The 17,971-nt window shown below is 49.5% G+C and carries 16 protein-coding genes and 2 pseudogenes; 11 read left to right on the top strand and 7 right to left on the bottom strand.

Annotation, left to right across the window (positions count from 1 at the left end; all coding sequences use genetic code 11):
• Position 1 precedes the first annotated feature (1 nt).
• Together NZD89_RS16520 and NZD89_RS16515 are read left to right on the top strand one after the other, a co-directional pair.
• Entirely contained in the window at positions 2-1,273 is a 1,272-nt protein-coding gene (locus NZD89_RS16520) for a CehA/McbA family metallohydrolase (RefSeq protein WP_268003896.1), read from the top strand.
• Positions 1,274-1,527: 254 nt separating this feature from the next.
• Positions 1,528-2,019 carry a dihydrofolate reductase gene (locus NZD89_RS16515; RefSeq protein WP_268003895.1) on the top strand — a complete coding sequence of 164 codons (492 nt, stop codon included), beginning with the start codon at positions 1,528-1,530 and terminating at the stop codon, positions 2,017-2,019.
• A gap of 106 nt (positions 2,020-2,125) precedes the next feature.
• Here the strand turns inward: NZD89_RS16515 and NZD89_RS16510 are convergent, their stop codons facing one another.
• The 3 genes from NZD89_RS16510 to ssuD all read right to left on the bottom strand — a co-directional run bounded on the left by NZD89_RS16510 (position 2,126) and on the right by ssuD (position 5,314).
• Complete coding sequence (locus NZD89_RS16510; protein ID WP_268003894.1) at positions 2,126-2,983, bottom strand: DUF421 domain-containing protein; 858 nt, start codon at positions 2,981-2,983, stop codon at positions 2,126-2,128.
• A gap of 267 nt (positions 2,984-3,250) precedes the next feature.
• Positions 3,251-3,469, bottom strand: a complete 219-nt coding sequence (locus NZD89_RS16505) for a YezD family protein (RefSeq protein WP_268003893.1) — start codon at positions 3,467-3,469, stop codon at positions 3,251-3,253.
• A 717-nt stretch (positions 3,470-4,186) separates the two neighbouring features.
• Positions 4,187-5,314, bottom strand: coding sequence for an FMNH2-dependent alkanesulfonate monooxygenase (gene ssuD / locus NZD89_RS16495; protein WP_268003892.1), 1,128 nt, complete (start codon positions 5,312-5,314; stop codon positions 4,187-4,189).
• 445 nt (positions 5,315-5,759) lie between these two features.
• Here ssuD and NZD89_RS16490 point away from each other — a divergent pair, with 445 nt between their 5' ends.
• From NZD89_RS16490 to ssuE, 5 genes are read left to right on the top strand one after another with little or no spacing between them, the layout of a single operon-like run.
• Entirely contained in the window at positions 5,760-6,938 is a 1,179-nt protein-coding gene (locus tag NZD89_RS16490; RefSeq protein ID WP_268003891.1) for an LLM class flavin-dependent oxidoreductase, read from the top strand.
• Positions 6,939-6,954: 16 nt separating this feature from the next.
• Positions 6,955-7,722, top strand: coding sequence for an ABC transporter ATP-binding protein (locus NZD89_RS16485; protein ID WP_268003890.1), 768 nt, complete (start codon positions 6,955-6,957; stop codon positions 7,720-7,722).
• 35 nt (positions 7,723-7,757) lie between these two features.
• The gene (locus tag NZD89_RS16480) at positions 7,758-8,810 is read left to right on the top strand and encodes an aliphatic sulfonate ABC transporter substrate-binding protein (protein ID WP_268003889.1); all 1,053 of its coding nucleotides are present in this window, start codon (positions 7,758-7,760) and stop codon (positions 8,808-8,810) included.
• Positions 8,811-8,841: 31 nt separating this feature from the next.
• A complete protein-coding gene (locus NZD89_RS16475) occupies positions 8,842-9,690 on the top strand; it encodes an ABC transporter permease (RefSeq protein ID WP_431308722.1) in 849 nt (282 codons plus the stop codon).
• A 44-nt stretch (positions 9,691-9,734) separates the two neighbouring features.
• On the top strand, positions 9,735-10,280 hold the full coding sequence (gene ssuE, locus NZD89_RS16470) for an NADPH-dependent FMN reductase (protein ID WP_268003887.1): 546 nt from the start codon (positions 9,735-9,737) through the stop codon (positions 10,278-10,280).
• Positions 10,281-10,485: 205 nt separating this feature from the next.
• Here the strand turns inward: ssuE and NZD89_RS16465 are convergent, their stop codons facing one another.
• On the bottom strand, positions 10,486-10,611 hold the full coding sequence (locus tag NZD89_RS16465) for a hypothetical protein (protein WP_268003886.1): 126 nt from the start codon (positions 10,609-10,611) through the stop codon (positions 10,486-10,488).
• Between the two features lie 239 nt (positions 10,612-10,850).
• On the bottom strand, positions 10,851-11,873 hold the full coding sequence (locus tag NZD89_RS29700) for a YheC/YheD family endospore coat-associated protein (protein ID WP_369125274.1): 1,023 nt from the start codon (positions 11,871-11,873) through the stop codon (positions 10,851-10,853).
• A 617-nt stretch (positions 11,874-12,490) separates the two neighbouring features.
• Here NZD89_RS29700 and NZD89_RS16460 point away from each other — a divergent pair.
• From NZD89_RS16460 to NZD89_RS16445, 4 genes and pseudogenes are all read left to right on the top strand, one after another.
• Positions 12,491-13,819: pseudogene (locus tag NZD89_RS16460) on the top strand (IS1380 family transposase); the annotation flags it as partial.
• Between the two features lie 388 nt (positions 13,820-14,207).
• The gene (locus NZD89_RS16455) at positions 14,208-14,999 is read left to right on the top strand and encodes a hypothetical protein (RefSeq protein WP_268003885.1); all 792 of its coding nucleotides are present in this window, start codon (positions 14,208-14,210) and stop codon (positions 14,997-14,999) included.
• A 158-nt stretch (positions 15,000-15,157) separates the two neighbouring features.
• A complete protein-coding gene (ybaK, locus tag NZD89_RS16450; protein WP_268003884.1) occupies positions 15,158-15,631 on the top strand; it encodes a Cys-tRNA(Pro) deacylase in 474 nt (157 codons plus the stop codon).
• A gap of 87 nt (positions 15,632-15,718) precedes the next feature.
• Positions 15,719-16,198, top strand: coding sequence for a YbaK/EbsC family protein (locus tag NZD89_RS16445; RefSeq protein ID WP_268003883.1), 480 nt, complete (start codon positions 15,719-15,721; stop codon positions 16,196-16,198).
• 260 nt (positions 16,199-16,458) lie between these two features.
• On the opposite strand, the pseudogene NZD89_RS16440 reads toward NZD89_RS16445, so the two are convergent.
• A pseudogene (locus tag NZD89_RS16440) lies at positions 16,459-16,698 on the bottom strand (SDR family NAD(P)-dependent oxidoreductase); the annotation flags it as partial.
• Between the two features lie 396 nt (positions 16,699-17,094).
• Complete coding sequence (locus tag NZD89_RS16435) at positions 17,095-17,874, bottom strand: DeoR/GlpR family DNA-binding transcription regulator (protein ID WP_268003882.1); 780 nt, start codon at positions 17,872-17,874, stop codon at positions 17,095-17,097.
• Positions 17,875-17,971: the final 97 nt, after the last annotated feature.

Here is a 17,971-nt window from a genome sequence, read left to right as displayed (position 1 = left end):
GATGACGAGCGTGCTCAATCTATCAACGGATGTCACAGAGCTGGATAAAGGTCGATTTCTTGAACTTCCTTTTGATGTCCCAAACGACATCTACGAGATTTGCATCACCATCAACGTCACGCCACAGGCGAAGGAACCGTGCATTATCGACGTGGGCCTTTGCGATCCGGCTCAAGTTCGCGGATGGAGCGGGAGTACGAAATACGACTTGAGAATAAGCCTAGATGAAGCGACGCCTGGTTACCTCGCAGGCGACTTGCCAACGGGAAGGTGGGCCATCCTTCTTGGTGTGTACGTCATTGGGAAAAGTGGTGCGCACGTCGATGCCGAGGTGACGTTTGTGAAAGCCAGTCGCCAATGGCTTCAAGGTGACCTTCATATCCATACACTGCATAGTGACGGTGCGTATACCCTCAGCGAGTTGGACGAGATTGCAAGGCGCACTGGTCTAGATTTTATCGGTTTAACCGATCACAACACGACAAGCCAAAATTACATGTATCCCAGGGATTCATCAGTCACCTATATCCCTGCGATGGAGCTGACAACGTATCATGGCCACGCTAATTTGTTCGGGATTCCGAATCCCTGTGACGATTTTCGCGTGCAGGTACCGTCGGATGTCACGGGACTCTTGCAAGAGGCAAGGCGGCGCGGCGCTCGAATATCCGTTAACCATCCGTATGACGACGGTGGTCCGAGTTGTCAGTGGCAGTGGGGGTACGATGTGCCATTTGACTGGCTTGAAGTTTGGAACGGTCCATGGCGTCCTTCGAACGAGCAAAGTGTCGCGCTTTGGCAAAGCATGTTGGCTCAAGGGAGGCGAGTCGTCGCGGTCGCTGGCAGTGATACGCATCGCGAGCATCCGTACGTCAGGCATGGGTATCCAACCACTTATGTGTATGCCTCTTCCAAAAGGGCATCGGATATTCTTTCGGCGATTCATGCTGGGCACGCCAGTCTGAGCTATTGTCCGAGTGGCCCGCGCATCGAACTCACGTGCGGCGCAGCGCTCATGGGGGACGAGGTTGGCGCTTCGGATGCGGCGGTGAACGTGCATGTCGAAGGTGTTGAACCGAAGGATGTCGTCGTCGTGATCGCAGAAGATGGCGAGGTTGAGCGGCACGAAGTGACTGAACGAGGTGATTGGACGACAGAAGTCAGACATGCGTCAACCCGCTTCATTCGTGCGGAATTGTGGAGATATTTCGCCGAAGTAGACGGATTGCGGATGGCAGCCCTGGCGAACCCGATCTTCTTCATGGCCGAGTAGAGATACCAGGTTCGTCGCAGTGACGAGGAGGAAAAACCTCACTCCATGGTTGGAGTGGGGTTTAAGCGGGTTCGTCGAATCCAAATTGAATTCCATTCAGGGCGCCGCCTTGCATACTCAAATACAGGCTTGCTGGCAACAGCCAGACGCGCGGTTCATTCTCGGCGTGTATCAAGTGGTTTGCTTTCGGCGATAACCATAGAACGGGCAACTAGACGATTCGGACATCTCTCCATGAAGGAAGGTTGGGCACTGTGCTTTCATTACTTGTGGCGATGAGTGAAAACCATGTTATCGGAAAAGACGGTAAACTCCCATGGCATTTACCTTCCGATCTGAAATTTTTTAAGGACCTGACGATGGGACAAACCGTTGTCATGGGCCGTAAGACTTACTTGGCAATTGGGCGGCCACTTCCAGGGAGGAGGAATGTGGTTCTAACGAGAGATAGAACATTTTTTGTTGATGGGTGTGAGGTGATCCACAGTCTCCAGGAATTACAGCCGTTTGTTCGGTCTGAAGAAGAGGTATTTGTCATTGGCGGAGCAGGAGTATTTTCGCAGGTTATGCGCGACGCTACGAAACTCTATCTAACCGTTATTTGGCATAGGTTCGTTGGCGATGTGAAGTTTGAGTTTTATCCAGCGGATTGGGAATTGGTGAGCCGAACGAAGGGAACAGTGGACGAGAAAAACCAGTATGCACACGATTTCTTCACGTTTATCAAGAGAGATAGAACCAGTTAGGACTTCGATGTTGTGTGCGGGCTTCAACAGGCAGATGCTCGTATGATGACAGACGACGTGAGCAATCACGGCACGATGCTGAAGCCGCATAAATCGCCTCTGGCAGTTACTCCTTTAAAAACGGCGTAACTTCCTTGATTAATTTTTCCAATACATCCGCACCTTGCGTGTACGACTCTTTCGCTCGTGGGTTGTTCGTTTCCAAGGCAAAAGACATCATATCGGCTTGCAGTTTTTTTAACGTTGCGGCGAGCAGCGGTTTTTCTTTAATTTGCGGTTCGCGTATGGAATCGTGATAAAGATCGACATAGACAGAGCCGTTTGAATCAATTTGGGCGATAAACACATCTTTCACATCCGATGCCCCTTGTTTCATGATCTCTCCGAGTAACCATTCACGCGAATAGCCCGTTTGTTGAAGAGATCTTTCCATCACGTGGCCGTCGATAATGACCAATCGAGGTTCCCGCTCATTGATGACTTGAATACCGGTGTCTTTGGGTGTCACGGGCTGCAACTCTGATTTCTTCATGGCACTTAACGAACCATTTGTTTCTAATATCGCAAATTCCACATCTGATAACTTGAAAATGTCTTTTTGACGAAGCAGCTGCATAAGTTCTTCGATATTGATGTTTGCCTTCTTTACATTTTTTTCTAAGACTTGTCCTTCCTGGACCAAAATCTGTTGTTTTCCATCGAGTATTATCCGTCCTCTGTACGACTTTCGTTGAATGAACGCTATAATCAGGGGAGCGATTGTCCAAACCAATAAACTGGCGATGGCATGAACGTTTTTTACCTCATCTAACGACCAACTAGCCGCGATATTCCCAATCGTGATGCCGACGATATAGTCAAAGAAGTTCAATTGAGCCACTTGGCGCTTACCCATAATGCGGGCCAAAATAAACAAGACGATAAATGAAATAAGGGATTGGATTAGGACTTCCCAGATGGTCACGGTGTTTTCCCTCACGCTAATTCAGACTTGTGTCATTTCAGTATTTCCAGAAATGATCCAATTCATAAACGAATGAGGCGTGCAATCAATGGGGCAGGGAGGACGTTGCGGCAAAGTGCGCGCGTCCTCCATGTCGTTTCCACGTGCGGTGCACGTTTACCTGAGTCGCCCTGAAACGGTGGAATTTGGGCTTGCCTGTCACACTAGCGGTTCTTTTTAGTGTAAGTCGTACCGATAAACAAACTAATGGTGAATCCACAGAGGAGATCACATGCCTGCGCGCTCCACCCGTTTCAGTGCTACTTTGGAGCGTTTTTCCACACTATCTAATGCTGTCGGCGTGGACATCCTGTGCTTTTCAAGGCGGTCAATTTGTGTAATCTTCCCGTCATGTACAGTAATATTGACTGAACCGTACATCAACCCATCCAACGATTTCAAAATCACGTCAACTAAAGGAACTTGACTGTCGTGAATTGAATCCACAAAAATCCCCCTGACTGTCTGACAAGTATGATTTGATGTTCAGTATATCGCTCAATCATGCTGAATTGACACAAAAGCCAATTAATCCTATTGGTTTTATCGAATGTGGTTATAACGTTATATAGTGTCCTGATTCACGAAATCAGGGGGGAGAACCGTAGTGTGCACGAGGTCGGCGTCCTTGGAGCAGGCAGTTTAGGTATTTATTATTTTACACTCGCCGGTGGGTTAGCGAGTGTGGAGCGTGAGTTCATATCCTATATTTAGTCGACTGCTCCTGGACAACGCGTACAGCTATGTGTAAGTAGGTAGACAAAAACTTCAAATTTGCTCGGCGGGGCAAATCTAAGGTTGGGATGCATTAAAAAAGGGGGCTGGCGCCCCCTTATCGTTCATTCTTATTCAAATATCCAGTGAAAGTGAGGAGTCTTTGGTAAATGGATTTGGAGACCGGCATAGACCCAGGTTCTCGCGCAATGTATTTCCTTCATAATCGGTACGAAACAGGCCCCGACTCTGCAGTCCGGGCGGCGAGCTCTTTTCCATCCTCCGACGACCCCGCCTGGACGACGACGGGATGACCTTGTGGTGGGCGGGCGACGTTCAGTGGGCCACGGACGGCAAAATGTGCTCCCTTGTAAGCCCGATTTTGTGTGTGACAGTCGCCAAGGCAGGCGCATCTTCTCGCCAGATCGGACCATTCACATTCCCTCCTTGTCATGGACGAGCGCTGTGACTGAACGGAATGGCTGTCCCGGGTTTGAATTCGCCAGAAGCTATCAACTCTTTCTGTTGAGCGATTGGCAACAGTGGAAATACGAGCTCGGCAAACCGGTAAGCCTCTTCCAAGTGTGGGTATCCTGACAGCACAAACGTCTCTATGCCCACATCGGCGTACTCCTGCATCCGTTTCGCAACAATTTCGGGGCTTCCCACTAATGCAGTGCCCGCGCCACCTCGCACGAGGCCAATTCCAGCCCACAGGTTTGGACTGATTTCGAGGTTTTGCAGCGAATCCCCATGGAGTTCGAGCATGCGCTGTTGGCCGATGGAATCCATTTGCTTCATGCGCCGCTGCGCGGCCTGAATTGTATTCGGGTCCAGATATTTGATTAAGTCATTCGCAGCTTGCCATGCAGCTTGTTCAGTGTCGCGAACAATCACGTGTAGCCGAATGCCAAACCGAATCCGACGTCCATTCGCCTCTGCTCGCGCTCGAACTTGTTCAATCTTTTCGCGAACTTGGTGAACTGGTTCTCCCCAGGTCAGATAGACGTCGACGTGTTCAGCGGCCACTTTTTGTGCTGCCGCAGATGAGCCGCCGAAATAGAGCGGGGGATACGGCTTTTGATTGGGCGCAAAATTCAGTTTCGCCGCTTCAACTTGAATATGTTTACCCGCGAGCGTCGTTTCCTTGCCCTGAAGGAGACTCCGCCACACGGTGAGGAACTCATCGGTAATTTCATATCGAGTATCGTGGTCGACGAATAGACCATCGCCAGCGAGTTCTACCCGATTTCCTCCAGTGACGACGTTGATGAGGAGGCGCCCCTCGGACAGCCTGTCAAACGTGGCGGCCATTCGTGCTGCAAGTGTTGGCGACATTAAACCAGGCCGTACTGCCACCAAGAACTTGAGGTTTCTGGTTGATGAAATCAGCGAGGATGCGACAATCCATGCATCCTCGCAGGTTGCGCCGGTAGGAAGAAGGGCGCCTTTGTATCCAAGTTTGTCTACGGCCTGCGCAACTTGTTGGGCGTAGCCAAAATCCAGTGGTCGAAATCCCTTTTTTGTCCCTAGGTAGTGACCGTCACCATGTGTCGGAATAAACCAAAACAAATTCATGAACTATGCCTCCTGATCTCGCCTGTTTTCGGAATCTGTACATCACCATGGAACGATGGAGCCGGTTACCTTCTCAAATCGCTCAAGTAGCCATCGAATGACCGATAGAAAAAAGAGAGGTAACCGGATCTTCTTTCACCGGTTGCCTCTCTTCGTAGAGTCAGCAATTGTGGAACACCGATATTGAGTGTTCCAATTGATTTTACCGAAATTGTATGTTGATTCAAGAATGACTGTCAACCGCGTCTGAAAAAATGGGTGAAAGGATGTTGACAGGGTTTGGAGGGAGTGTTAGTGTTAATCACACTAATCCGATAAGGATTGACACAATCGAGTCTGATACACGAATGGTTTACCGACCAGATAACTGGAGGCCCATTACCCCTGTCGTGCACAGGTGGTACTGGGCCTTTTGTTATACAACCGGTGTCTAGGAGTGGTGAGTGTGACAAACATCAGTTCGAATGTCGAGTTTGGGTGGTTCATCCCAACGACAGGTGATGGTGCCTATATCGGCGTGCAGCCTGAGCGCGAGTCCACGCTGGACTACATGCTTCAGGTGGCAAAGGCTGCTGAGGATGGCGGTTTTACATTTGCATTAATTCCAACAGGTGGGGTTTGCACGGATGCTTGGGTTGTTGGATCGGCCATCGCTGCCCATACGAAGATCCTGAAACCATTGGTCGCTATGAGGCCCGGCTTAATTGGGCCTGTGCTTGCGGCGCGAATGGCTGCTTCTTTAGACCAGATATCGAATGGCCGGGCGCTTGTCAATGTCGTCACCGGGGGATCACCAGACGACTTGATTGCAACAGGCGATCCGCTCGCCCACAAGCACGATGAACGCTATGATCGAACGCTCGAATTTTTGCAAATTGTGAAAGGGGTCTGGACCAATTCGGCAAGAGCGAGTCAGGGTGAATCAAAAAGCCGGGTTGCGACCTATGCGAGTACGGAGCGATTGGACTATTCCGGGAAGTACTACCAACTAGAAGGGGCTATCAGTTATCCGGCACCTGTTTCGCATCCACATCCTCCGCTCTATTTTGGGGGAAGTTCACCGGCCGGCAAAAGGGTAGCCGCTCAAGTAGCCGATGTGTACCTAATGTGGGCAGAGCCACTTGAGTGGATCAAGGAACAAATTCATGAAGTCGAAACCTATCGACATGAGTTACACGGCCAAGCTGGCGGCTCCAGGTTGAGGTATGGTCTGAGGGCGCAAGTCGTCGTGCGCGAGACAGAGGAAGAGGCTTGGGAGGCAGCCAGAAAGATCATTAGCAAAGTCAGCCCAGCTGACTTGGAGGTTGCGAAACAGCGAGTGGCGAGAACCGATGCGACCAATCAGACGCGCCAGAACGAATTGTGGAAGCAATCTCAGTCAGATGATTTTGTCATTGGGCCCAATCTGTGGGCCGGTTTGTCGGCCATCCGTGGGGGTGGGGCGGTGGCCTTTGTTGGAACGCCGGAACAAATATCCGATAGACTACTTGAATTCGTCGATATTGGCATTTCATCGTTCGTGCTCTCAGGCTACCCGCACTTGGAAGAGGCGACGCGATTCGGTGAATCGGTTTTGCCGCTCCTCAAAGAAAAATTAGCAAGAGCTAGGTTCCATCACGTATGACAAAGGGGGTGTCGGTATGGTCGATAGCGAGCCGTTAGTGATCCATGGTCTGAATAAGACGTTCAACATTGGTCAGACGTCGCTGAAAGTCCTATCGCATATCAATTTGCGCGTTGAGCAAGGTGAATTCATCACCGTCATTGGTCCAAGCGGTTGCGGTAAAAGTACCTTGTTAAAGGTGATTGCAGGACTCGATGGCGAGTATGACGGAGTTGTGAAGATCGGCCGAGAGGAGATTCATAAACCGGGCGTTGACAAGGGGTTTATCTTTCAAGAACATCGGCTGTTTCCGTGGCTTACGGTCGAAGACAACATTGCAGCAGATTTGTCTTTGAGAAACCCTCTGGTTCGCGAGAAAGTTCGGGATTTGATCCGCCTAGTTCATCTCGAGGGCTTTGAAAAATCATTCCCACGGCAGTTGTCAGGGGGGATGGCACAGCGCGTGGCCATCGCTAGAGCATTGCTTCGGGATCCCAAAGTGCTATTGATGGATGAACCATTTGCCGCTCTCGATGCGTTTACCCGAGCTCATATGCAGGATGTGCTGCTCGATATTTGGGAACAAAACAAAACGACGATGATCCTAGTGACCCACGACATAGACGAGGCCGTAGTTTTAGCGCAAAGAGTCGTGATCATGAGCGCAAAGCCAGGGACTATCCGCAGTGTGGTCCCAGTCGACATCCCTCACCCAAGGAAGCGCTCGAGCAACGAGTTCTTAGAGGTAAGACGAGATGTACTCGCTCAATTGGAGACACATATGTTGCAGCACACTGAGCAATAGGCTGTTCAATTCGAGAGAATGTGAGGGAATTGCGGATGAAATTGGGGATTAAATCAAAGATTCTACTTGCCATCACACCATTTATCGCCACCATATCGCTCGCCGGGTGTGGGACGTCAAGTTCTGCAACAGGCGCCGCAACGACCACGTCGACCACTCACGCAGCCAGTGGTCAGTCAAGTGACCAAGGAGTGGTTGTCAACATCGGCACGCAGGCACTGACGGGTCCGATGTATCTAGCACAGAAAAAGGGATGGTTCGAACAGGCGTTTGCCAAAGTTGGCGCCAAGGTGAACTTTGTTCAATTCACGAGTGGACCACCGTTCTTCCCTGCCATCGCGTCCAATCACATCGATTTCGGTCAAGTCGGCAATGCACCGGTGCTGGTCGGGCAAGCGGCGAATGTGAATTTCGAGGAAATTGCGGTGGATGGGGACGGTAAGAGGGGTGACGCGATTTTGGTGCCGAAGGGCAGCCCGATCAAAAGTCTTCAGGATTTAAAAGGGAAGAAGGTAGCCGTGGCTCAAGGGAGTTCAGCTTATAATTTGTTATATCAGGCACTCGCGCACGCTGGGTTGACTGCTTCTGATATTCATATCGTTCAGTTGCAACCCAATCAGGCGCAGCCGGCGTTTGACTCACATGCAGTGGACGCATGGGCAACTTGGGACCCCTATATTACGGAAGAAGTAGCGGAGCACGGTGCTGTAGAGCTTACCAACGAACAAGACTTGGGAACTGCCAGCCCTGGATTTACCATCGTGAGAACGAAGTTCGCACAAGAGCACCCCGATTTGGTGGTCCTTTTCCTAAAGGTTTATCAACAAGCATTGGATTGGCAAAACGAACATCTGGATAGTGCTGTACAGTTGTATGCCCAATCCACACATTTAAGCCCGCAAATTGTAAAACAGATGATTTTGAATTCTGACGAAGAGAACGCACAAGTCACCAATCAGGTGATACAGGAGCAGCAGGTTACTGCGGATTTCTTGTACAGCCACGGTGGACTGGGTGCCAAAGTGGATGTTTCCAAGGTAGTCGACAATTCGTATATCGAAGAGGCTCTAAAAGAAGCTGAAAAGTAGGGGGGAGGATATGCAAAACCTCGAATCTCAGATGGCCAATCACATCGAAACGAAACGCGGTGAACCTTCCGCCGTCATAGAGTCCGTTGTAACCAAGCGGGGACCAAGGGGCAGCTCGAAGAGAAGGAATATTCCGTTGATAGGGGCTTACTTGCCTGTCGGGATCGTCGTCATATGGCAAGTGATTTGCGGTTTAAACTGGGTAACTCCGGAAATCCTGCCTTCTCCGGTACAAATTGTGGAGGCCTTTGTTCGTCTAACCCGCACTGGCGAACTAGTAAACGACGTAGGAATTAGTTTATTGCGCATGATTCTAGGGTTTCTACTGGGGGCCAGTATCGGCCTGATCACGGGCTTGTTCGCTGGGCTGTACAGGCGATTTGAAGAGGTGGTAGACCCATCCGTACAAATGCTGCGCACCGTTCCACATTTGGCGATTACGCCGCTGTTCATATTATGGCTCGGTCTCGGCGAGTGGTCGAAGGACATTCTCATCGCGACGGGCGCGTTTTTTCCGATGTACATTAACACCTTTATGGGCATCAGAAATGTCGATAGCAAACTATTTGATGTCGCTCGCATATTAGAGTTCAGTCGGATGAAGCAATTAACAAAACTTGTGCTGCCGGCTGCTTTGCCGAACATCTTGTTAGGATTGCGTTTAGCACTGGGTGTGTCTTGGTTAGGACTGGTTGTCGCTGAGATGCTCGGTTCCAGTTCCGGTGTCGGGTATCTCATTTTAAATGCCCAACAGTTCTCCGAAACCGACATCGTATTTGTGGGGATTATTATATTTGCAGTCGTTGGAAAACTATCGGATTCCATCGTCCGTCTGTTAGAACGCCGCTGGTTGCGTTGGCGAGACAGCTATACCGGATAAGTCTGGATGGTACATGAAGCGGAGTATCAAGAGGAGGGGTCTTTTTGGCACAGGTATTGTTGATTTCGGGTAGTCCGTCGAAGGTGTCAAAAACATCGAAGGTTCTGGATTATGTGGCAGATAAGCTGGATCAAAATGGGGTATCTACGGATACGATATCCATTCGTGATTTGCCTCCAGAGGATTTGGTGTATGCGAAATTCGATAGTTCGACAATCAAACGCACGGTAGAGTTGATTGAGGAAGCCGATGTGGTGATTGTCGCCACACCCGTGTATAAGGCGTCGTATACTGGGCTGTTAAAGAGTTACATCGATTTACTTCCTCAGTCGGTTTTATCTGGGAAAGCCGTCGTACCCATTGCGTTGGGCGGGAGTCTCGCACACTTATTGGTTATCGAGTACGCGCTTAAACCCGTGTTGAGTGCTGTTGGTGCCCAGACGATTTTAAATGGAGTGTACGGCTTAGATACACAGGTGAGCACAAATTCCGATGGGAGCGTAAGCTTAGGCGACGACGTGAGAACGCGATTTGACGCCATGGTACAACAGGTCATTCAGTCGCTTCGCGTCAAGGTGGCTTCCCTGTGACATAGGAGTATCACCTGGTCGTCAAGTAGTTATCCTCTATTTGCTACTCTAGCAACGCATGAAATGTAAATATCAGCGTGGTGCGCTATACCTAGAGAGGTGACTGGCATGGTTCCGTCGCCTCTTTCGCTATGGAATTTAGGCCGTTTAGCGGCTGGAGTGCGGAGTGCCAATAGATACGGCTCAACCTCTGTAAATTTAGGTTTCACTTGCCAGAGAAACGATTCGGACCAAGTCCTTGATAGGAAGCGCGGCTATTTTGGTCCGTGCCGTGCCATCCGCGAACGACGAGCATAATTTGAAACAATACAGCGAAATACGATGCTTCCATATTACAGTTTCTCATCATAAAGAGGCGATCTTGAACATGCGTGTCCTTGTGGTTTCTCCTGAGGGGCTCCCCATTCCCCCTCGACACGGCGGGAGTGTGCAGATATACCTTGCAAACTTGTTCCGAGAACTTGTGGAGCGGCCTGGCGTTGACGTTACACTTGTCAGTCCTGGTCAACGCACAGAGAGAAAACAGATTTCCTCACACGCCACACATCTGGTGATACATTCCTCGAAATCTCAATATTGGAAGGGTGTTATAAAGTCATGTGAGCTCGATCGCCTTTGCTGTTTCGTTAGGTAACTTGCGAAACCTACTGTATACTGCGTCACAAGTACCAACATTTCGGGCGTTAACAAATCTCTTCCCGGGCGGGGGTTAACGTCCAATACGTAAATTCTCCCATCTTCGCATGCGGCCACGTCGATGCCCAAATGACTCAGATGTGGACGAAACGCGGTTAACCGTTCAGCTACGGCGATTGACGCCTTTTCTAAAGCACTCCTGTCAGGCAAATGAACTCGTTCTTGTTGACTCCATCGGAACAATCTACTCCACGTGGTTTTTTGGCCTCCAGCATGACTGTTGGTGATGATCGATCCCGTTTTACCCAACTTCGGCCGGATCCCCACAGACTTCCACATACCCGTACTGTCGCGATGAACCACAACCCTAAAATCGATTTTTTGATCGCCCTTGTGAATGAGTTTCAGTCCCTTTTGCGCTAGGTATCTCCGCTTAGATAATTGGCGCGCCATAAAATGCTGAAATTGACCTGACGTAAAATATTTGGTAAACCTCTGATTGTTCGTAAACCTTTCGGAACGAACTCTGATCTGACCGGATCCCAGGAGCTCGACCTGGAGTATCCCTGCTCCACCGCTTCCGGTTACTGGTTTAAGGTAAATGGGCTGGAACGTTTTGAGAAACGCGAGTACGTCGGATGCTTTCCTCACTGGACTAGATGGGGGAATGTATCCCCTTGTCGAGTCGCTTGCGCTCAAAATGCGATGAAGTGCCGCCTTATTAAATAGGGTAGGGTTAAATACAGGAATTCCTCTGCGGATGAATTCGCGTCTGACTTTTAAGATGCGAGGGTCGGAGCCAACCAAATTTAAGTAGTAGTTCTCATATATTACATCCGGGAGAGGGTGATAGTTTCTTGTCCAACCCGACAAACCGTCCTTCGAGGTAGACGTCCATGCGTGTACGCGCCTTTTTTGAAAGTCTATGTCCTCCGCCCTAAAAAATAGCACTTTCATTTGGCGCTGATATCCAGCTATATGAAATAATCTCCAGGTCTTGTTTGGCACATAGTTTCCGTTCCTCGACTTTTTTGAATCCTTTGCAGGGAGCGCTGTGGTGAGAATTCCAAACCGAAGCATGATATCACCCCTGAACGGCTAATTTTCTCCGCAAGGTATGATGTTCAGCCGCCTAACGAATCCATGTTTGCCCGCTATCTGCACAAAAAATTTACCCGTGAACGGACGTAAGCGCCACCGTTTGCGCTCCGCGTTCTTTTTCCGCAAATGGAATGAGCGCCGCGAAGGAGGAAAGGCATGTGTTCGTGTTGACAAAATGATTCGTGCAAAATAAACTTATAATATCGACTGGGAAAATCGGAATAAAAATTTAAAGTGGCCGACTTTACATGAAGAGGCGACGGACATCGTTCCGTCGCCTTTTGTGTTATAACCGTTCAGCTCTTGAGGATCACACAAATGAGGTGAGCGCACTTGGAAATTTCTGGTGAGTTTGAAATGGTTACCTGAATCCGTGACGTGGATTTTCAAGAGGACGACAAAAATCGCGTGAAATCAAGTAAAATGGCGCTATCAGATGGACGAATCTACCTCACCTACTTGGTGGTGCCTTCATGGGTTTTGTGATCGAAGAGTCAGATGAAATATTGACATCCCATTCTGGACTTGCTCTGGTTGGACTGCTCCTTGGCAAGACTCAACTATCCGCACGTCTCAATGCCCTCCCTGTCCCAGGGCGCGCGTATACGGAAATTTCGAATCAAGATGTTGCCTACGCCTACCTGGGCCTCTTGTGTCAGGGGAAGAGCGACTTTGACCACATTGAGCCGTTGCGTCAGGACGAGTTCTTCCCTGAAGCGCTGACCATTTCCAATGTACCGTCGAGTCCAACACTACGCCAACGCCTGGATCTCGTAGCACCCGAAGAAAAATGTGACTGGCAATCGGTTATCCTCGAAGAATCAGCTGACCTATTGAGCAAGGTGGGCGTGTACCTTGCACCCATTGTACTGGGGGATGGGCATCGTGAATATCTACCGCTTGACATTGATGTATCCCCATTTGACAACTCAGGAACCAAGAAGGAGGGCGTGTCTCGTACCTATAAAGGGTGCGACGGATACGCGCCGATTTTCGCTTACTTAGGACAGGAAGGATACGCCGTTCACGTAGAGTTCCGAACGGGAAGTACACATTGTCAAAAGGGGACCGCCGCGTTTCTGGCTCAGAGTATCCGCTATGCTCAACGAATTTCGGACAAGCGCCTACTCGTACGCTTAGATGCGGGAAATGACAGCGTAGAAAACTTAGTCGTATGCAGGGCCGACGAAACCTCGGCCGACTTTATCGTGAAGAAGAACCTACGTAAGGAGAACCCGAATGCGTGGTTGCTGACGGCTGAGCAACACGGTACCTACACAGAGCCCCGTGCAGGGAAGAAGGTGTACAGAGGGTCCATCCTGTCTCCAATGAAGGGACTAGAAAAACCGGTCCGGATGGTGTTTGAAGTGATTGAACGCACGATCCAGAGCGACGGTCAAGCATTACTCATCCCGAGCATTGAGGTAAACGTCTACGTCACGAGCTTGCCAGAGGCTCCAGAGGTGATCATCGACCTGTATCATGCACATGGAACGATGGAGCAATTTCATAGCGAGATCAAGACAGATTTAGATTTGGAACGGTTGCCCTCGGGGAAGTTTGCAACGAACGACCTTGTCTTGCATTTTGGTGTACTGGCATATAACCTGTTGCGCATCATCGGACAGGAGAGCCTGAGAGAGCAGGATGCACCGATTCGGAAGAAAGCAGAGAGGCGACGCATACGCACCGTGATCCAGAATCTCATCACGCTTGCGGCGAAAATGACGAGACACGCGAGGCAGACACGGCTACGATTCGGACGAGGTAACCGGTGGTTGCCCGTGTTTAGGCGACTATACGAAGGGAAAGAGCGTCCGATGTATCCACATGTGAATGCATCCCTGAAACGAAGGGGTTATTCACCTGCGGACAAATTCACAGACTCCTCTCTTCACATGCAAAAATGAACCACTCTGTTGACTGCTCGCCGACGCTTGGAGTCATGTTCAAAACTACCTTGACCAGTCTCTACAGACGTCACGGATTCAGGATGGTTATATTATCAAAGGAGCATATGTCGGAAATGCTTCTGCAAATGGAGAAAATCAAATGCCAAATTCAAAAGGACGAAATTAAGGTTCTGAATGTAACCAGAAGCTCACAAAACGAATTGGTGATTGTATTCCGGAAAAGAAACCGGCCTTCATGACGTTCGCGTCGATGTCGAGCAGGAGAAGGAGGGCGAATATGAAACTGGCGGTAGATCACATTATCCAAGTCGTAGATGACCTTCAACAGGTTTCGCGCACACTCGATTCGCTTGATCTCCAAACCGTCGTCCATGTTGACGATCGACGTGCGGCGACTGTATTACATCAGTGCAAGAACACTTACGTTGAGTACTGCACGCCGTTCACGGTCTTATCGAATTGCTGTATACCGCATTTCGACTCACGAGGAGATGACTCCTACAGACCACGCACGTGGATCGCGCTGGGTGTAGATGATATACACTCATGTGCGCAGTTACTAAGGAATGAAGAATATATCGTCGAAGGTCCAATACGTCAACGACTGCAATTGCCAACGGGAGATGTCGTCGAATCGGTCGTGCTGATTCCGAAACTCAGGTCACGGTCAGATATCCCGCTACCAATTTTCATGGAGCGCGTGCCGAGCGGGGTTCATGCACTATCCGTCGTGCCTGAACAAACTCGTTCAGTGGTGTCCCCTGACGTCAGCCTTCGTCTACGTAACATCGCCATTGCGACACACGACGTGTCTACCGTCGTTGAGACATGGGCGAGTATGTTGGGACGGCGTCCGACGGAGTGTTGGATTCAAGCAGACATCGCTTCTTATTGTGTAAGGATCCCGTTGGATGATGACGTACACATCATTTTCTGTTCGCCAGTTGGCGAAGGTATCGTCGCGGACGCGCTGAGGGAACACGGCGATCAGGTATTTCTGTTAAATTTCACGGGCAGTGCTGATCAAGTGGACCGTTCTATATGCGGTACAGTGTATCGTTTGATGTAACGCGCACAATACCTTGTTTGCTCCGCCTCACGTACGAAAGCCGTGAACTCCACGGCGAGTAATGAAAATTCGTTTTCTTCCGTGGCAGATGGATTTACAATTTATCCACGGATATTCGATCAACTGGATCGTACTACACAATAGTTAGGTGAAGATAAGTGGCCACTAAAACGATAGCATGTCGTATTCTAGACAATCTGAGAATTCCATATCAGCTGCACGAATATGATTGGGACGAACAGGCGCTTGATGCGGGTACGGTCGCAGAAAAAGTCGGGATCGCTCCTTCACAAATTTTTAAGACACTTGTACTTCGAGGAGATAAGACAGGTGTTTTTATGGCGTGTGTCCCTGGGAATCAGGAGTTAGATTTGAAATCTACGGCGACCGTCAGTGGAAATAAGAAGGTGGAGATGGTTCCGGTCAAGGAACTTCAAACGTTGACAGGCTATATCCGAGGCGGGGTTTCACCACTTGGAGTAAGAAAAAAGTATCCGCTTTACATCGACTACTCCGTCCAAGACCTGGATCCTGTCAGCATCAGTGCTGGCAGACGAGGCTTACAAATTTTCTTAAATGGGATGGACCTGGTGCGCGCGTGTGAAGCCACCTTAAGTGCCATCTCTCGATGATCTCGCATTGACACGTGAATCAAACGCATGTGGACGCGACCACTCAGGACGTCATGTACTGATGTGGACTTTTAGGAGGGATCCACTTTGACGAAAGAGCTAAAAGAAAGCGCTCAACGAGTACAAAGCAGGCTATCGGATTTAGGATACACCAACGAAGTAGTGGAATTACCGGACAGCACGCGGACGGCAAAAGAAGCTGCAGATGCTATTGGTTGTGAAGTTGCACAAATTGCAAAGTCCATCATTTTTCGTTTGAATCACTCAGGTAGTCCGTTATTAGTTGTTGCCAGCGGTGTGAATCGAGTCAACGAGAAGCAATTGTCCAATCAATTAAACGATAAACTAGGAAAAGCGGACGCCGACTTTGTACGTGCACGAACAGGCTTTGTGATAGGGGGAGTTCCGCCATTAGGTCACGTAGAGGTGATTACGACCATCATTGACGAGGACCTCTTTCAGTTCAAAACAATCTGGGCTGCGGCAGGACATCCTCAAGCGGTTTTCGAATTGACGCCTGACCAATTAGTTGCCATGACTCGAGGGCAGGTGATGGCGATAAAATGAGAAATCGACGGACTTTCCGTCACTCAGAAAGCCGTCCGCCAAGCGCGCAAAGATCATCAGGCAGCTCGTGCAGACAGACGCCGTTATCGTAACAAGGATTATAGGTACCCGCACCACTTGTTTGCTATTACTTCTGAGTACGAATTGCCTTAGAATATGTTATTTCACTAGCTTAATCACAGGGTTAAGCGAAATAAAGTGAACAACATAGTTGCCTAAAAAGGTGCTACCATTGGTAACACCTTTTGCTCATCAAGAATGAGACTCATCGTAAATGAGTGTAGCGCCGATTTGGTTGCCGAATAAACGGGGGCAATCGCTAGAGGTGTGAAAGCCAACCCAGACGTCACATTCACAATGGCCGCACCTTCTTTTTTTGCAAAAAATGGGGCGAACAGCATGGATAGATGAATAGGAGCTTCAACATTGACCATGATTTCATTGTTGTAATAGCTCCAATTGTCATTCGCATTTGCCTTCAACACATGAAAGCGTATCTGATCTACATTTATTTTGAGAACAAAGAAACGCTTTTTACAACTGTCCTCGAGAAACAGTTAACGCGCGTTTATGAGGAAATTTCCTTCACACCTGCTGGACGCCAACACATCCTTTCGGGCCGTCGCACGACCCAGATGCCGTGAAAATTCCAAGAGAGACGAGAGAGGCAATCGCCAGGGCCGTTAGTCTGATCGCTAAAGGTGAAGAAAGCTGATGTGAATTTCGCAGCTAGAGTGAGAGTGAGTGGTGGCTGAGTCAATTGAGGGGGTATTTTCCCCCTGCCACTAATCTCGGGGAAGTTGTTTTAGGTATTTGATTTGGGGGATTGGTTAAAGCAAAGGGCTTAGAGAAAGCCCTTTGCTTTTTCAGGCATACGCCGAAGTTGGTTATGAGAGTCAATGTCTTTGCGTGGTTCGAGGGGACACAAACACTTGAATGCCGGCTTCTTTAAGGCGTATCTCCTCATCGGATGGTAACCCATCATCCGTCACCCACGCGTCAAATACCGCTAAGTCGGTCAATTTGACAAACGCGTTCGCACCATATTTACTGCTGTCCGCAAGCAAGTATTGATGCGCTGCTTTCGCCATCACCGTCTTTCTCAATGAAACCTCCTCCATGTGGAAATCGGTGACGCCGTGTTCCACTGTAACCCCGCCTGCACCAATGAATGCTTTGTCGACATAGAGGGAGTCCGCCACCGATTCGGCTATAGAGCCGGTCAACGCGAAGTCCCCTTCCCGCAATCGCCCTCCGGTGACGTAGACTTGAACGTGGTGCTCACACAAGAGTGTCGCAATCGGAAGACTGTTTGTGAGTACGGTCAATCTCTGCTTTTTTGTGAGGGCTAATGCAAATTGCATCAATGTTGTTCCTGAGTCCACAAATACGGTATCGCCATCTTCGACGAACTGCACGGCTAACTCAGCAATGTCACGCTTTTGCTGCATATGTGCTACGGTGCGCGTTGTATACGAAGGCTCGTTTCCGACTTGGTTCAGAACAACACCCCCTCGAACTTTCGTCAACAACCCCAGCTGCTGCATTTCTTGGATGTCCCTACGGGCCGTTTCACGAGACACCCCGAGTCGTTCGATTACTTCCGCTGTCGAGAGGGATCCACCTTGTTCCTTGAGAAGCTGTTCAATCAATGCGAACCGTTGTGCTTTTAACATGGCGTCCTCCACGTCAATTTTCTCTTATACACAAATTAGCACATTTTCGCTCGGGAATCGGGCGAGCATTACACATTAATGCAACTTTAACGGACCG

Origin of the sequence: Alicyclobacillus fastidiosus, assembly GCF_026651875.1 — a bacterium.
Lineage (GTDB): Bacteria > Bacillota > Bacilli > Alicyclobacillales > Alicyclobacillaceae > Alicyclobacillus > Alicyclobacillus fastidiosus.
Note: the sequence above shows the minus strand (reverse complement) of the source record. Positions and strands in the feature narration are given on the sequence as shown.

Bases quoted from the DNA above. Each gene is read 5' to 3' on its own strand.
- NZD89_RS29700 (WP_369125274.1), bottom strand. From the start codon at position 11,873: ATGAAAGTGCTATTTTTTAGGGCGGAGGACATAGACTTTCAAAAAAGG.
- NZD89_RS16435 (WP_268003882.1), bottom strand. From the start codon at position 17,874: ATGTTAAAAGCACAACGGTTCGCATTGATTGAACAGCTTCTCAAGGAA.
- NZD89_RS16480 (WP_268003889.1), top strand. From the start codon at position 7,758: ATGAAATTGGGGATTAAATCAAAGATTCTACTTGCCATCACACCATTT.
- NZD89_RS16485 (WP_268003890.1), top strand. From the start codon at position 6,955: ATGGTCGATAGCGAGCCGTTAGTGATCCATGGTCTGAATAAGACGTTC.
- ssuD (WP_268003892.1), bottom strand. From the start codon at position 5,314: ATGAATTTGTTTTGGTTTATTCCGACACATGGTGACGGTCACTACCTA.
- NZD89_RS16520 (WP_268003896.1), top strand. From the start codon at position 2: ATGACGAGCGTGCTCAATCTATCAACGGATGTCACAGAGCTGGATAAA.
- NZD89_RS16465 (WP_268003886.1), bottom strand. From the start codon at position 10,611: ATGGAAGCATCGTATTTCGCTGTATTGTTTCAAATTATGCTCGTCGTT.
- NZD89_RS16455 (WP_268003885.1), top strand. From the start codon at position 14,208: ATGAAACTGGCGGTAGATCACATTATCCAAGTCGTAGATGACCTTCAA.
- NZD89_RS16475 (WP_431308722.1), top strand. From the start codon at position 8,842: ATGGCCAATCACATCGAAACGAAACGCGGTGAACCTTCCGCCGTCATA.